The sequence below is a fragment of the Psychroflexus longus genome (assembly GCF_020164595.1).
In the GTDB taxonomy this organism is placed as follows: Bacteria; Bacteroidota; Bacteroidia; order Flavobacteriales; family Flavobacteriaceae; genus Psychroflexus; species Psychroflexus longus.
The window spans coordinates 58621-72884 of the sequence record NZ_JAIQZE010000009.1 but is presented as its reverse complement, the minus strand read 5'-3'; the positions used below and the strand labels follow the sequence as shown (position 1 = coordinate 72884).

Below are 14264 nucleotides of genomic sequence, written 5' to 3'. Positions count from 1 at the left end.
TTACAATTCCATTTGATTCAAAATTTTATAGTTTTTGTAAAGTCTTCTAGTGAGTATTCCATAAAGTACTCGATAAAATAAAATCAATAGGCCAACAACAATGAGAAGTATGAAAACCATGATTCCACATATAATCCAAAATTCTAGAGTATTGAATGTGGTTTGCATCATTATGGCTCTTGCCCCACCTATCAAGAACATAATTATAAAAAGTCCAATGTTGTAACGAACATAGTACTTTACAGATTTCCTAGTGTTAATAATCTGCTTCATTAGTTTCCTTACAGAGTCCGTAACCTGAATACGTAGATAGTTTTTGCAGAATAAATAAATAAATCCAAACAGAACTAAATAGTTTAAAACGGTCAGTATTTTCAAAAACCAAAGGAAAGATTGATTTTCTATAGAGTCCATATATTCTTCTGAGGAGACTAAAACATCTATACCCAACCAAAACGCAAATTCCAGAATACTTACGATAAATATCCATTTGACACTAGACGATGACTTTTTATGCAGCATAGGCATAAGTTCATCTTGAGTGTATTTTGGCAAATCTTCATTTCTTTTTTGCCAGTCTTTTTTAATAAGGTCTAACTCATCCATAGTTAAGGATTCAAAATCTTTTTTAATTTAATCTTTACTCTATTCATTTTCACTCTTGCGTTTACTTCAGAAATTCCAAGCGTTTCGGAAATTTCTGTGTAGGGCTTGTCTTCCAGGTAGAGTAGTACTAAAGCTTTATCAATGTCATTAAGTTCTTTTATAGCAGAGTACATCAGTTTTAAATTATCATCCAAAGTACTATCATAGCCTTCGGCAGATATTTTAAAATCAAAATTCTCCCATGGCAAGGTTTGGACTCCTCTTTTTTTCTTTCGGTATAAAGTAATAGCGGTATTTAAAGCTACACGATACATCCAAGTACTAAATTTTGATTCTGCTCTAAATTTCGGATAAGCTTTCCATAATTGAATAATTATTTCTTGGAAAAGGTCTTTGTGAGCATTGTCATCGTAGGTATACATCCTACAAATTTTATGTGCAATGTTTTGATGTTTCTCTAAAAGGTCAATAAATTTTTTCTCTAGCTCTTTATTCAAAACTTACAAAGTCTTAATCATATGTCGTTAAAATTATCAAAAGTTACAGAACTAGCACTAAATAGAACCAATTAAGATATAAATTGGTACCTATGAATATACCAATTTCAAAATTACCAAGAGTTGTCATCATAGGTGGAGGTTTTGGAGGAGTAAGTTTAGCAAGAAAGCTTGAGAAGAAACCTTTCCAAGTTGTTATGCTGGATAAAAGAAACTTCCACACTTTCCAGCCATTATTGTATCAAGTTTCAACGTCTGGACTTGAGCCAGACTCCATTGCGTATCCTATCCGTAAAATATTAAAAAAGAATAAGGATGCGTATTTCAGGATGGCAGAAGTTGAAAATATTGATGATGAGAATCAACTTGTAAAAACAAACATTGGAGAAATAACTTACGATTATTTAGTCATCGCAACTGGTTCCAAAACTAATTTCTTCGGGAATAAAAGTGTTGAAGAAAACGCGATTTGGATGAAAACTGTGCCACAGGCCCTCAACCTGAGAAGTTTGATTTTAGAAAATCTTGAAGAAGCAACTATCACCACAGATCTTGAAAGGAGAAAAGCACTCTTGAACTTTGTTATCGCAGGAGCGGGACCAACTGGTGTGGAGTTAAGTGGTGCTTTAGCAGAATTGAGAAAAAATGTAGTCCCCATGGACTACCAGGATATAGATACAGATGAGATTCATATCCATTTGATTGAAGGTTTGGATAAGGTGTTACCTCCAATGAGTGATAAATCCTCTGCAAATGCACAAAAATACTTGGAAGAACTAGGTGTAGAAATTCACCTCAATACTTTCGTGAATTCTTATGAGGATAATATTGTAAAGACAAATAATGAGGACTTAAGTTTCAATACTGAAACTTTTATATGGAGTGCCGGAGTTACCGGAGCTGCTATAGAAGGGCTCAAGACAGGAGCTTTGATGGAAAAGGCAAATCGTTACAATGTTAATGCCTTTAATCAAATTGATGGGTATGAAAATATATTTGCTATCGGTGATATAGCATTGATGATCAGTGAAGACTATCCAAAAGGACATCCTATGGTTGCTCAGCCAGCGATACAACAAGGAGATCATTTGGCTAAAAACTTACTTAGAACGATCAATAAACAAAAACTCTTACCTTTTGAATACTTTGACAAGGGAACAATGGCTACAGTAGGGAGAAATAAAGCTGTTGTAGATTTGAAAAAGCTTAGATTTGGAGGGGCATTAGCTTGGTTTATGTGGATGTTTGTTCATTTGTGGTTTTTGGTAGGATTTAGAAATAGAATAGTTACCTTTTTTAACTGGACTTATAGCTACATCAATTACGATAGAGCTGCAAGGCTTATTGTAAGACCTTTTAAAGGGAACAAACAAATGTCGTCTTCAGACTAGGAAAGGATAAAGCAAAAATTTATAAAACAAAAGAGGGCAATTCTCTAAGAACTGCCCGCTTATGTTTGAATTTTCAATGAACTTTTAGTTTCCTAAAACTTCTTCTACTTTTTCTCTCAAGTCGTTGCCTCTTAGGTCTTTTCCTATGATTATTCCATTTTCATCAATTAAAAATGCTGCAGGAATAGCTTTCACCCCATATTTTTGAGCAATAGGTTCTTGCCAGTATTTTAGATTGGATATGTGATTCCACTCAAGGTTATCATCTTCTATAGCTTTTATCCATGAATCTTTGTTATTGGGTTTGTCCAAGGAGATACCAACAACGGTAAATCCTCTATCTTTATAATCATTGTAAATACTTACAATATTTGGATTTTCAACCCTACACGGTCTGCACCAGGACGCCCAAAAATCTATAAGAGTTACTTTTCCCATAGCATCTTGCAGAGATAGCTCATTTCCTTGTGGGGTAGGTCCCGAGAATTTTGGTGCTTCAGCACCAATATCTGTAGCGCCAATTTTAGCAATATTTTGTCCAAGCATTTTTCCAAGGGGGGTATCTTTTACCTCATCTTCAAAATTGTCATACAAAGACTTCATCTTGTTAAGTGGAACTGTTTTAGAATTCATCACGTCAGACAAAGCCATCATGCCAACTATAGAATTATTATTCTCTTTAATAAATTCTAAAGTGGATTGTTTAGCCTCTTCTTTTATTTCTTCAGCATCTAATTCTAAGTCAAGTACCGCAATTTCATCGTTCCTCTTAAGTGCTTCCTGCCGCTTTTTATTTAATTCATTGCCCCTTTCAGAAAAATTAACGATCAAATCCAGATAATCGTTTAATAATTCATTGTGCATACCACCTTCTATTTTGGATTCTCTGAGATTCTCCCGATTAGCTTCTATTTTGATATTCTCATTATCCTTGATGAAGATGATATTACCATTAACACCTTCAATTTTTATAAGATTGATTTGTTGGTTGGATTCCTCAAATTCAAATTCAAATGAATTGTTTTGTACCTGAGTAGTATCGGCAGGAATAGGAATATTCTGCGGTCCTAGGTGTGTAAGATAAACATCGGTTCCATCGGGAACATTATCGATGGTTGCTTCTAGCGTGGGGCCAGGAGAATTACAACTTGCCAAAAGAAGAAGTAAAGAGAGACTGAAAAATAGTTTCATTTTAAATAATTTTATTTACAAAAATAGCATACTCAAGCAGAGTAGGGTAATAACTAAAGAAGAAATTGGCTAGAGATGGTAAATCTATCTTAAGTAAAAAGTTCAATCTTCATTTTATAGATAGTATTGTATTCATTACATTTAGATATGGATCGTTATAAAGATATTTACCCATTTAAGATAAAGCTTAGCTTTCAAAAAATTCGCGATAATTTTCAAAAGCGATTAGAAACTGAAAGCAATCCAATTTCGAAGAAATATATTCAAGGTATATTGGATTATTCGGAGTCTTATCCTGAGCTTTTTGACGGAATTGAAGATTATGAAAACCTAAAGCCTTACGAGAAGCAAATCAAAATATTGCTAGATGATTTGTTTCCAGATGTTTTGACTCATAATGAGATTAAAGTGGCAACGGTTCCCTTCCGAAATAAAATGTTCAGAAAAACAAAACGCTTTGAGTCAATACTGAATGCGGTTCCATATGAAGGATTTGAATTTTTGCCGAGAAACTTCAATATTGAAAAAGATTATATCCTGGCCTGCATCATTATTCTAAATACCTATTATAGTTACAATATTGATTTCTTTAGGCCAGAATATTATGATGTTCCAGATGCTGATGGTCACCTAAAAAATTACAGACTCTTTGTAAATGCAGATTTCGTAGAATTAATTCCTACTGAAAATGCTGTTAAAATTACGCCTAAAGATGTTGATGAATTACTAAACAGACACAATGATATTGAATTTTGGAAGGAAAAATTTCCTCCTAATTCCTGGATTTTTAAAGGCTTTGCAATCTTAAATTTAACCGATGTCACTGCGGATAATAGTATTTCTGAAATTAAAACTCTTCTACTCAACAACAATATTTTATCCGATTCAAAAGCTGTTACGTTGAAAATGGCTAATATTTTAAAGTCAATTTTCAGACTACCAAAACTTGAATTTGGCTTCGCCCTATTCAATGATGAAAAAGAGACATTTCAGCATAGCCATTCCAATTTTATAGACAGTTTCATTTTGGACTCAATATCGGACAATGGTTGCCGTGAGGCTTTTTGTCACGGGGCATATAAAGCAATTGTTGATCAACACAAATACTTCAGTATAACAGATGTTGATTCTTATTCTGAAAAAAATCCAGGTAATAAATTTGCAGATCACTTGAAATCTAAAGGGATTCAGTCTGTTATTCTAGCTCCCGTAAGTAAAAACAATAAACTTCTTGCCATCCTTGAATTAGTTAGCTATTCTAAAAATGACCTAAATAATATTAATGCAACCAAGCTTGACGATATCGTGCCTTACATAGCAGAAACGGTTGAAAATTACGAGCAGGAAAAGCAAAATAGGATTAAAGCCATAATCCAAAGCGAATATACTTCTATACATCCAAGTGTAGAATGGAAATTTGAAGAAGAGGCTGAGAAATTATTCTATGAGACTTCAGAAGACAATGAACTGAAAGAAATTTATTTTCATGAGGTTTACCCGCTTTTCGGTCAAATTGATATTGCGGATTCATCTACACAAAGAAACTCCGCCATACAAAACGATTTAATACATCAGCTCAACAAAGTTCTGGACATTATAAACTCTGCATTTGAAGTCCAGCCACTTCCAGTTTATGAACAGTTAGGCTATAGAATTACAGATTCCCTTTCTCATTTATCAAACGGGATTTCAGCTTCAACTGAAGAAAAGGTAGAGCAACTATTAAGAAATGACATACTTCCTGTTCTAAAACACATTAAAGCCAATGTGCCGAGTTGCCAAAACCTAGTTGAGCATTATTTCAATAAAATTGAGCAAGGAAATAAAACCTTTCATAAAAACAGAGATGAATTTGATGAAACAATTTCAAGAATAAATTCCTGTATGGCTGGTTTTATAGATTTGAAACAAGTTGAAGCACAGAAGTTATTTCCGCATTATTTTGATCGCTACAAGACAGATGGAGTGGAGCATAATATGTACATAGGCCAATCGATAGTAAAAGACCGTAACTTCAATGAAGTTGTTTTGCAAAATCTAAGATTATGGCAAATTACAGTTATGTGCGAAATGGAAAATCGCTTTTATGAAATTCAGGAGACCAAAAATTTCAAGTTGAGTTCAAGGTCACTCCTATTAGCGTTCAATAATACGTTAACCATTCATTATAGAATGGACGAAAAACATTTTGATGTAGATGGTTCTTACAATGCGAGATATGAAATCATCAAGAAGAGAATCGACAAGGCTTTTGTTAAAAATTCACAAGAACGAGTGACAAGTAAAGGGAAGTTGACAATTATCTATTCTCAAAATGAAACTCAAGATGAGTACCTTAAATATATTAGTTATTTACAAAGAAAGAAATACCTGAATGAAGAGGTGGAAATTCTAGATGTGGAAGATTTGCAAGGTGTATCTGGATTGAAGGCTATACGCGTTGGGATTTTGTACCATAAAGGAGATTCAAGTGAAAAAAGAGTCACTTATGAAAGCTTAATAAAATCTTTGAATTAAAACTTATAGCCTAGAGAAAGTTGAAAAACTGCATTTTTTAGGTCGGTGGATAACGTTTGATTTTCGTTTTTAGGGATTTCAGATAATCCCAAGACATATCTTAATTGAATAAACAAGCCATTATTTAGTTCATAACTAGAACCTAAAGCAAAGCCGAAGTCAAAATTATTAATGTCATCTTTTATATCATTTTTTTCATTAAATACGGTTTCAGAACCACCTCCAATCTGCGAGAAAAAAGACCGGTTCTGTTCCACATTTGCATTTAGTATGTAACCTAGCTGTGGCCCAGCTTCAATGCTTAAGCTTTTATAAACTTGGTATTTGCCAAGAATAGCTAGGGTGATGTAATCCAAATTTAAATCAGAATCTACTTTTGCTCCATCAGCAGGTCTGTTATCATAAGCGTAATTTACTCCAACTTGAGAGTATAATAATTCCGTTTGTAATGAAAATTTATTTGAAAGAGATAATTCTGAAATAACTCCAGCGTGAAAACTAGTTCGGCTTTCGTCATATCCTATTTGCGAATTAGAGTCTGAAGCTTCTCCGTGGGCGCTAGCAAAATTGACTCCAGCCTTAATACCATAAGAGAAATCATTTTGTGAAAAGCAGGTTGTACTCAACAATAAAATCACAAATTGAATTAAATGTTTTTTCATAATAAGTTTATTCTGATTTTGATTTGAAAATTTACTCTACGCTGATCACATTTCTGTACCAGGAAAAGAAAGGCACTCTCCATCCGGCTACTTTTATTTTGTTGGTTTTGTCTAGGTGTATTTGATTTTGCACATCAGCGCTGTCAAATTTAAAATAAAGCCAACTATCGGTATTTTCAAAAACCTCTTCCTCACCATAAACCAGAAATTTACTTTCCATATCCTCACCGGTACCGGTTGTAATTCTCTCCTTATCACTTATTACGGCTTTGATGGTCTCTGAACTTAAATAATAACTTACAGGATAGCCAAAAATGAGAATAAGAACAATGACTAATATTAGTTTTTTCATGGATTTGATTTGTGTGAGTATTGGTTTTTATATTGGAATAGTCTTAAGTCAGATGACTTATAAGTAATAAGTTGAGTAGATGAAAAGAAATCAATAAGGTTGCTATTACATCATATAAAAAGCGATAAAAAAACTAACAACAGATATGATAATACCAGCCATAAATATAGTGTAAGTAATTCTGAGTAATCTGTATTTCCTCTCTAAAACTTTACCGAGTAGATAAAGGTCTTTCACCAAAGCTTCGTAAACATAATCTTTGTCTTTAAGGATTTCTTTTACGCCCCATAAGTAATTTTCGAAAGTCATTTTATGAAAATTACCAAAAAATAAGATGTTCACATCTCTTTTTTCGACCTGTTCTTTGGTGAATTCCCCAGACGTGACATTGGGTCTGGTTGATAAAATAGAAAGTATGATGGCGGCGACACTAAAACAAATCAAAATCAACGTAGGAATCATTAAATGCTGATTGCTTGGATTGTCCAACTTCGGAATAATATTCGCCAAGGCTAAAGAAATAATGATAGCATTTACAGACAATAGAATATTTGCCTTCGTATCTGCAATATCACTTAGTTTAAGGTGGTTTCTCAAAGTAGTTCTGAAGAGCGTTTGAATACTTCTCTCTGGATTGTCGTTTTTATATTGAGCCTTATACTTAGCTTTTAGTTTGTCCTTTTCTTTCTTTCTTTTAGTTTTTTCTTTTTCTTCAACAAGATTGATGAGGTTTTCCTGTTTGGCAGCACTCCAGTTTTTCACAGCAAAATCGGTATAATACTGATGCTTAAAGGAGAGCATTTCAATATTCAAATTCATCCATTCATCGGCATTGTAGTCTTGTCCGCGTAAACGCAATTCTTGTCTTAAAAGTTCGCTCACTTCTTTAAAATACTCTTTAGCAAAGTGAGAGCAATCTGCATCTTTAATTACTTTTTCGATTTCAGAAGTAGGCTGTGCTCCAATTTTTGTTACACCAATTGTTTTCTGTACAGATCCAATAATATCCTGAGGTACATCATTCGCCTCCAGAAACTCTCTGGCTATCTGCTTACTTTCTTCTTCATGTTGATTCTCAGAAACTGTATAACCTGTATCATGTAACCAAGCGGAAAGAAGAAGTATAAGTTTGTCCTCTTCATTTAGATTTTTTTGTTCAGCTAAATATTCAGCACTTTCAACAACTCTCTTGGTGTGATTGAAATTGTGATACACATATATATTAGATAACTTATCTTTGAATAATTGAAGTACAAAAGATTCAGTTTTTGAAATGAGATCTGTCATTTTCTGGAATTTTATCGACTACCAATTAAATTATTTTAAATGAAAAACAAATTAGTACTCATCGTATTTGGATTAATGTTTAGTGCATGTGCAACATACGAAGTTAAATATAAAAATTTAGAAAAATTTCAATCAACAGCTTACCCCGCAGACAAAAAACTTTCTCAACGTTTCTATCTAATTGGTGATACAGGTTACGAAAAACTAGAAGATGCACCACCTGGTATTTTAGCTTTTAAGGACTTTGCAAAATCTCTAGATACTCAAGATGATAAGGTCATCATTCTCGGAGATAATATTTATCCAGCAGGCCTTCCAAGCAAAGGAGAGGAAAACCGCAATCAAGCCAAAGAAATTATTGACAGACAAACGTCAAACCTTACCTTTTTTGAAGGTGATGTTCATTTTATTCCAGGAAATCACGATTGGTATTCTGAGGGGATACAGTCTTTAGAGAATCAAGAAAAACAAATCAAGAAAGTTTTGACAGACCAGGATGAACCCTGGTTGCCAAATCCCGGATGCGGACTATCATCTGTGGATATTTCAGATGATGTTCATCTTATTATTTTGGATTCACAATGGATTCTTGCTAACTGGGATCAAAATCCTCTGATCAATAGAAATTGTGATGAAATCAAAACTCTGGATCAATTCTACGAGGAATTTGAAACGGAACTGAAAAAAAATCAAAATAAAACTACACTTGTTGCTTTACATCACCCGCTTTATACCAACGGAGTTCATGGAGGGACTTATGAATTCTCAAAGCACTTGTTTCCATCACAACGAAAATTCCCTTTGCCTGGCTTAGCTTCTTTGGCTACTCTAATAAGGGTTTCCGGTGGAGTTTCAGTTCAAGATACGCAGAACAATCAATACCAATCTATGGTCAAACGAATTTCAGCAATAGCCAGTCGCTGGAATAGAGTGGTTTTTGCATCGGGACATGAACATAGTTTGCAATACATAGAGCATGATAAGATCAAGCAGATTGTTTCCGGATCTGGCTCCAAAAAGTCTTATGCTAAATTAGGGCTTGACGGAGTGTTTGCTTATCCGGGTTATGGTTTTGCAGTGTTTGATGTTTTTGATGATGGCTCTTCATGGGTCCAATTTTATTCTGCAGATAATAAAGAACCTGAACTTATTTTTCAAACAGAAATTTATGAAGGGGAAAAGAATTATGACCTGGAAAGTCTTCCTGAAAATTTCCCAGAAACAGTTACTACTTCAGTATATGAAGATGTAAAAACCGATAGAACAGGTTTTTATGAAAGCGTTTGGGGTCAGCATTACAGAGACCTGTACACTCGCCAGATCACAGTTCCCGTGTTGAAGATAGATACTGCTTACGGGGGTTTGGAGTCGATGCGAATGGGAGGTGGGATGCAAACCAATTCTCTTCGACTCAATGATAAAAACGGCAGAGAATATAATATAAGACAAATCAGAAAAGATGCTGTAAGATTGCTTCAGCAGTTTGTTTATCCTGATAAAAACCTGTATAATGAATTTGATGATACAGTTGTACAAGAAGCACTTCTTGATTTTCTGACCGCCGCCCATCCTTTTGGGTTCATGGCAATACCGGATTTATCCGATGCTATCGGGGTATACCACACCAATCCTCAATTGGTATATATTCCCAAACAAAAGGCATTGGGAAAATTTAACCAAGTACACGGTAATCAATTATATATGATTGAAGAACGTCCAGAGGAGCATTGGATGGGTACTGATGTTTTTGGGAATCCCAATCATGATATTGTAAGCACTGCTGACATGATAGAGCGCTTGAGAAGGGATGAAAAATATAAGCTCGATGAATCCAATTATCTAAGGGCTCGATTATTTGATATGCTTTTAGGCGATTGGGACAGGCATGAGGACCAATGGCGCTGGTCCGAATTCGAACTTGAAAATGGTGATAGAATTTTTAAACCTATTCCTCGAGATAGAGATCAGGTTTTTGCCAATTTTGATGGTGGATTTTTTAATGTGCTGAGAACAATAAGTTCTGCTCCCAAAAAATTTCAACCTTACACTGGAGACATTGAGAATCTAAAAGGTTTAAATACTTCTGGCTTGAGTTTAGACAGAATGATTATCAGAAATGCTACCAAGGAAGATTGGGTTAAAGAAGCTAAATACATTCAAGAGCATTTAACAGATGAAGTGATTCAAAAGGCTTTTTCTAAACTACCGGAAGAAATCAACAAGGAAAAAACAAAAACCCTCATTTCAATTTTCGAATCTAGATTAGGTCATTTGGTAAATTATGCTGATCAGTATTATGACATTATAAGTGAAGTTTCGGTTTTAACGGCTACAGATAAAGATGACTTTATAGATGTCTATCGTCAGGAAAATGGACAAACAAGAGTGAAAATTATGCGGGATATAAAAGGTGACCGCAAAAACACAATTGTTGACAAAGTCTTTGATGATAGATACACCAAAGAAATATGGATTTATGGTTTAGATGATGAAGATACGTTTACTGTTTCTGGAGATTATCCAGCAAAAATTAAGGTTAGACTCATAGGTGGTCATGATAGTGATTTTTACGCTCTTAAAGCTGGAAAAAAAGTCAGAGTTTACGATCACAAAACTTTAGAAAATTCAATAGTAGAAAAGAAAGGAGGTCGAGTGATTAGAACCGATAATTATGTGGTCAATACTTTTGATAAAGATAGGAGTATCAACTGGACAAGTTCGTTTTTACCGCGTTTAGGCTTTAATCCAGATGATGGATTGTTATTTGGAGCTCAAGCGTCACTCGGTTATAATGGCTTTCAATTAAATCCTTTCACTTACAAACACAAAATTAAAGCTGGTATTTATACCGCAACCGGAGGCTTTGATGTAGGTTACGAAGGTGAGTTTGCTAACCTTATAGGTAAGCACAATCTTTTCACTTCTTTGGAGTATACAAGTCCAAATTTCGCCAGGAACTTTTTTGGCTTCGGAAATGATTCTGAATATTTTGATAATGATGTTGTAAGAAATTTTAATCGTGTAAAAATTAGAAAATTTGAATTTGAATTGGGTCTTCGAAGAGCATCGAAATATGGTAGCATTTTTGAAAATAAAGTTTCTTTTCAAAATTATGATGTAGAAAGAACTCAAGGCAGGTTTATAGACTTAGTAGGTGATGAGTTGCTCAGCAATAATCCAATCTTCTTTGATTCAAAAAACTTTGTTTCTTACCAATCGTCTTATCAGTATCACAGTTTTGATGATGAACTTAATCCAAAACGGGGTATGGATTTCAAAGTTGAACTTGGAGCTACAATGAATACTAAAGACGTAGATAAGCATTTTGTTTTTCTGAATCCGCATTTGGAGTTTTATAATGCTATTTCAAATGACCAGAAATGGGTATTAAGAACCAAAGCTACTTCTCAATTGATCTTTAATGATGATTATGAATTTTATCAGGGAGCAATTCTAGGAGCCAGAAATGGGCTAAGAGGTTTTAGAAGAGATCGATTTATAGGAAGAGAAAGTCTGGTCGGTAATATAGATCTAAGACACAGTTTCAATCCAATTAAGACGAGTTTCATTCCGCTTCAGTTTGGAATCTTTGGAGGTTTTGATGTTGGTAGAGTATGGTCCGACGTTCCAGAGTCCAATCAGTGGCAAAACGATTATGGTTTAGGTTTTTGGGTGAATGGCGCTGATTTGTTTTCGGGCACTTTCAATTTCTTCCATAGCGACGACGGATTTTGGTTTTCTTTCGGCTTTGGAGCAAAGTTCTAAACTATTTTCTTGATCACTCTCAAGTTGTGTGAATAGCGACCGCTTTCAACATTGAAGATACCAGAGTGATCTATCCTATCTATTCGGACTTGTCCATGGGCGTGAATGATATAATTATCTTTCATCATAATCCCAACGTGAATTATTTTCCCTTCTTCATTATCAAAAAAAGCAAGGTCACCTGGCTCACTTTCTTCGATAAATGAAAGCGCCTGACCTTGCTTGGCTTGTTCATAAGCATCTCGGTATAATTGGATACCACTTATTTTGTAAACCATTTGTACAAATCCACTGCAATCTATTCCAAATGGAGATTTCCCACCCCATAAATAGGGAGAATTCAGATAAAGCATGGCAGTATCTACTAAATGGTTTTTTGTGTAATTTTTATTAATGGCTCCATCAAACTGATGTCTAAGAAGTGTTGAGGAGTGAATCGAAGACCCAATACAAACGGGCATTAATTGTCCATTTGCGGTAGTCATTAAACTCAATAAATCTGTAGAATATTCATTCTTTTTATGGAGGTTTTTGAAATTTTCTTCATCAATTTCAAAAGCCTGTTTTTTATCCAACCAGCCCTCATAATTGTCAAAAGCTATACGAATTTTAAGCCATTTAGGTTGTGTTTCGATTACTTCAAAATGATCTCCATAAAGTAGCTGAGTAACCATTTCTGAAGAGTCGCTTGCTTCTGCTCTCACAGGAACAACACTTAGGGGACAAATTCCGTATAGCATTTGGACAGATTGAAAAATTAGCGTTCTAAAATCATAGCAGAAGCACCACCGCCTCCGTTGCATATTGCTGCAGCACCAAGTTTAGCATTATTTTGCTTCATTATATTTATGAGTGTAATTAGAATTCTAACACCAGAACAACCTAAGGGATGACCTAAGGAAACAGCGCCTCCGTGTATATTAACTTTTTTAGGATCAAGTTCTAGAAGTTTTGTATTGGCAATTCCGACGACGGAAAAAGCTTCATTGAATTCAAAATACTCGATATCCTCTTTCTTCAGATTAGCTTTTTTAAGGGCAATTGGTAAAGCTTTAGCCGGCGCAGTTGTAAAACGTTCAGGTTCTTGAGCTGCATCTGCGTAACTTTTTATGGTTGCTAAAATTTCAAGTCCTAGCTCTTCAGCTTTTTCTCTTGTCATCAACACAACAGCTCCAGCACCATCATTTATTGTAGAAGAATTGGCTGCAGTAGCCGTACCATCTTTACTAAAGGCAGGTCTTAGTTTACTTATTTTATCAAGTTTAATATTTTTAAACTCCTCATCTTCCTTCATGATTACAGGTTCACCACGACGTTGATGAATTTCAACAGGTACTACTTCATCATCAAATTTACCTTGCTTCCATGCTTCGGCACTTCTTCGGTATGATTCCTTTGCAAATTCATCCTGCTCTTCTCTCGAAATATCATGCTCTGTAGCACAAAGATCTGCACAAGTTCCCATGGCATTATTATCATAGGCATCTACAAGGCCATCGCGTTGCAATCCGTCCACCATTTGAGCTGGTCCGAATTTTTGACCGTTTCTTAAGTGAAGGTAATGGGGAATCATACTCATGTTTTCCATACCACCAGCAATAACAATTTCTGCATCACCTGCAGCTATTGCCTGTGCAGCTTGTGATACAGCTTTCATTCCACTAGCGCAAACTTTGTTGATCGTTGTACATGGCACAGTATCTGGAATTCCAGCACCTATGGCTGCCTGTCTTGCAGGAGCCTGACCATTGTTGGCTTGTACCACATTTCCCATAAGAACTTCATCAACAAGCTCTGGTTTTAGATTGATTTTTGAAAGTGCACCTTTTATAGCGATCTCACCTAACTTTGTTGCAGGAATTGAAGCCAAGCTCCCAAGAAAACTCCCGATTGGTGTTCTTGCAGCACTTACTATAACGATATCTTTAGACATAAATTTGAAATTTTTGTTTGAGCGAATTTAAGAATTTTAACTCAATCGTATGAGTTTAAACTA

General features: G+C 34.8%; 11 protein-coding genes. 3 read left to right on the top strand and 8 right to left on the bottom strand.

Annotated features, from left to right (window positions below):
- Complete coding sequence (locus LB452_RS09235; protein ID WP_224461453.1) at nt 1–606, bottom strand: hypothetical protein; 606 nt, start codon at nt 604–606, stop codon at nt 1–3.
- 2 nt (nt 607–608) lie between these two features.
- Nucleotides 609–1103 carry an RNA polymerase sigma factor gene (locus LB452_RS09230; RefSeq protein ID WP_224461452.1) on the bottom strand — a complete coding sequence of 165 codons (495 nt, stop codon included), beginning with the start codon at nt 1101–1103 and terminating at the stop codon, nt 609–611.
- A 92-nt stretch (nt 1104–1195) separates the two neighbouring features.
- On the opposite strand from LB452_RS09230, the gene LB452_RS09225 reads away from it, so the two are divergent.
- Complete coding sequence (locus tag LB452_RS09225) at nt 1196–2494, top strand: NAD(P)/FAD-dependent oxidoreductase (protein ID WP_224461451.1); 1299 nt, start codon at nt 1196–1198, stop codon at nt 2492–2494.
- Between the two features lie 84 nt (nt 2495–2578).
- On the opposite strand, the gene LB452_RS09220 is transcribed toward LB452_RS09225, so the two are convergent.
- Entirely contained in the window at nt 2579–3685 is a 1107-nt protein-coding gene (locus LB452_RS09220) for a TlpA disulfide reductase family protein (RefSeq protein WP_224461450.1), read from the bottom strand.
- A 147-nt stretch (nt 3686–3832) separates the two neighbouring features.
- Between LB452_RS09220 and LB452_RS09215 the strand changes: the two genes are divergently transcribed.
- Entirely contained in the window at nt 3833–6202 is a 2370-nt protein-coding gene (locus LB452_RS09215) for a GAF domain-containing protein (protein WP_224461449.1), read from the top strand.
- Here the strand turns inward: LB452_RS09215 and LB452_RS09210 are convergent.
- From LB452_RS09210 to LB452_RS09200, 3 genes are all read right to left on the bottom strand, one after another.
- Nucleotides 6199–6864: a porin family protein gene (locus LB452_RS09210; RefSeq protein WP_224461448.1), complete on the bottom strand. Its 666-nt coding sequence runs from the start codon at nt 6862–6864 to the stop codon at nt 6199–6201. The genes LB452_RS09215 and LB452_RS09210 overlap by 4 nt on opposite strands.
- Nucleotides 6865–6895: 31 nt before the next feature.
- The gene (locus LB452_RS09205; RefSeq protein WP_224461447.1) at nt 6896–7216 is read right to left on the bottom strand and encodes a DUF1523 family protein; all 321 of its coding nucleotides are present in this window, start codon (nt 7214–7216) and stop codon (nt 6896–6898) included.
- Between the two features lie 105 nt (nt 7217–7321).
- Nucleotides 7322–8503, bottom strand: a complete 1182-nt coding sequence (locus tag LB452_RS09200) for a Pycsar system effector family protein (protein ID WP_224461446.1) — start codon at nt 8501–8503, stop codon at nt 7322–7324.
- A 39-nt stretch (nt 8504–8542) separates the two neighbouring features.
- On the opposite strand from LB452_RS09200, the gene LB452_RS09195 reads away from it, so the two are divergent.
- The gene (locus LB452_RS09195; protein ID WP_224461445.1) at nt 8543–12268 is read left to right on the top strand and encodes a metallophosphoesterase; all 3726 of its coding nucleotides are present in this window, start codon (nt 8543–8545) and stop codon (nt 12266–12268) included.
- Here the strand turns inward: LB452_RS09195 and LB452_RS09190 are convergent.
- Both LB452_RS09190 and LB452_RS09185 read right to left on the bottom strand, forming a co-directional pair.
- Nucleotides 12265–13008 (bottom strand): C40 family peptidase, encoded by a 744-nt coding sequence (locus LB452_RS09190; RefSeq protein ID WP_224461444.1) that lies wholly within the window; start codon nt 13006–13008, stop codon nt 12265–12267. The two genes, LB452_RS09195 and LB452_RS09190, sit on opposite strands and share 4 nt — an antisense overlap.
- 17 nt (nt 13009–13025) lie before the next feature.
- Nucleotides 13026–14201, bottom strand: a complete 1176-nt coding sequence (locus tag LB452_RS09185; RefSeq protein WP_224461443.1) for an acetyl-CoA C-acyltransferase — start codon at nt 14199–14201, stop codon at nt 13026–13028.
- Between the last annotated feature and the right edge of the window lie 63 nt (nt 14202–14264).

Excerpts from the sequence above, each read along its gene's own strand:
- LB452_RS09235 (WP_224461453.1), bottom strand. The coding sequence starts at position 606 with ATGGATGAGTTAGACCTTATTAAAAAAGACTGGCAAAAAAGAAATGAA.
- LB452_RS09220 (WP_224461450.1), bottom strand. The coding sequence starts at position 3,685 with ATGAAACTATTTTTCAGTCTCTCTTTACTTCTTCTTTTGGCAAGTTGT.
- LB452_RS09225 (WP_224461451.1), top strand. The coding sequence starts at position 1,196 with ATGAATATACCAATTTCAAAATTACCAAGAGTTGTCATCATAGGTGGA.
- LB452_RS09195 (WP_224461445.1), top strand. The coding sequence starts at position 8,543 with ATGAAAAACAAATTAGTACTCATCGTATTTGGATTAATGTTTAGTGCA.
- LB452_RS09200 (WP_224461446.1), bottom strand. The coding sequence starts at position 8,503 with ATGACAGATCTCATTTCAAAAACTGAATCTTTTGTACTTCAATTATTC.
- LB452_RS09210 (WP_224461448.1), bottom strand. The coding sequence starts at position 6,864 with ATGAAAAAACATTTAATTCAATTTGTGATTTTATTGTTGAGTACAACC.
- LB452_RS09190 (WP_224461444.1), bottom strand. The coding sequence starts at position 13,008 with ATGCTATACGGAATTTGTCCCCTAAGTGTTGTTCCTGTGAGAGCAGAA.
- LB452_RS09185 (WP_224461443.1), bottom strand. The coding sequence starts at position 14,201 with ATGTCTAAAGATATCGTTATAGTAAGTGCTGCAAGAACACCAATCGGG.
- LB452_RS09205 (WP_224461447.1), bottom strand. The coding sequence starts at position 7,216 with ATGAAAAAACTAATATTAGTCATTGTTCTTATTCTCATTTTTGGCTAT.
- LB452_RS09215 (WP_224461449.1), top strand. The coding sequence starts at position 3,833 with ATGGATCGTTATAAAGATATTTACCCATTTAAGATAAAGCTTAGCTTT.